Below are 736 nucleotides of genomic sequence, written 5' to 3' on the forward strand. Positions count from 1 at the left end.
TGAAGCGCTCTCGGACCGTCGTTAGAAAACGGGGCGCCTTGCAGGCGTCGTGCCCAGGCTCGTCCGGGCAGCCATGGTTTGCTGAGCGTCTGCGCGAAAGTCGTGGATGGCCGGGTCAAGCCCGGCCATGACGGGAGCGGGGACGCTGTGTGCGTCTCCCGCAGCGTCGTCGAAGGTCGTAGATCGACGCTTACTGTCCCGACGGGGTGCGCAGGCCGTGCCAGGCGTCGCGGACCTGCTGGTAGTGCACGTCGGGCAGATAGTCCGGGGTGTTCAGGCCGAGGTTCTGGACGTCGAGGCGGCCGATGGCGCTGAGCAGCGTATAGGACGCGACCACGCGGTCGCGCTGCGCGCCGATCAGCCGGGCTTTCGCCTGGATCAGATCCTGCTGGGAGTTCAGCACGTCGACGGTGGTGCGCTGGCCGCCCTGGGCTTCGCGGCTGACACCCTGCAGTGCGATTTCGGCAGCACGCACTTCGGATTCCGCGGCGCTCACCGCGATCTTGGCGCCCTCATTCGACACCCAGGCGCCGATCGCCGCAGTGCGGGTCTGGTTGCGCACCAGGTCGAGCACCGAGCGGCTCTGCGCTGCCAGTTCCTTCGATTGCCGGGTCTGCGACGCGGCAGTGCCGCCGTCGTAGATCGGCGCGTTGATCTGGCCGATCACCGAGGCCTGGTCGGTGCCGTAGGTGCCGAGCGTGGGGTCGGTCTGGCTGGCGCGGCCGGCGCTGCCCTG

Annotated in this window: 1 protein-coding gene; it reads right to left on the minus strand. The window is 69.0% G+C overall.

Annotated elements, in window-relative coordinates:
- Positions 1–190: 190 nt before the first annotated feature.
- On the minus strand, positions 191–736 hold a 546-nt coding region (locus DYI24_RS27360; protein ID WP_164574543.1), incomplete at its 5' end, for a TolC family protein.

This window comes from Rhodopseudomonas sp. BR0C11, from assembly GCF_010820945.1.
Lineage (GTDB): Bacteria > Pseudomonadota > Alphaproteobacteria > Rhizobiales > Xanthobacteraceae > Rhodopseudomonas > Rhodopseudomonas palustris_H.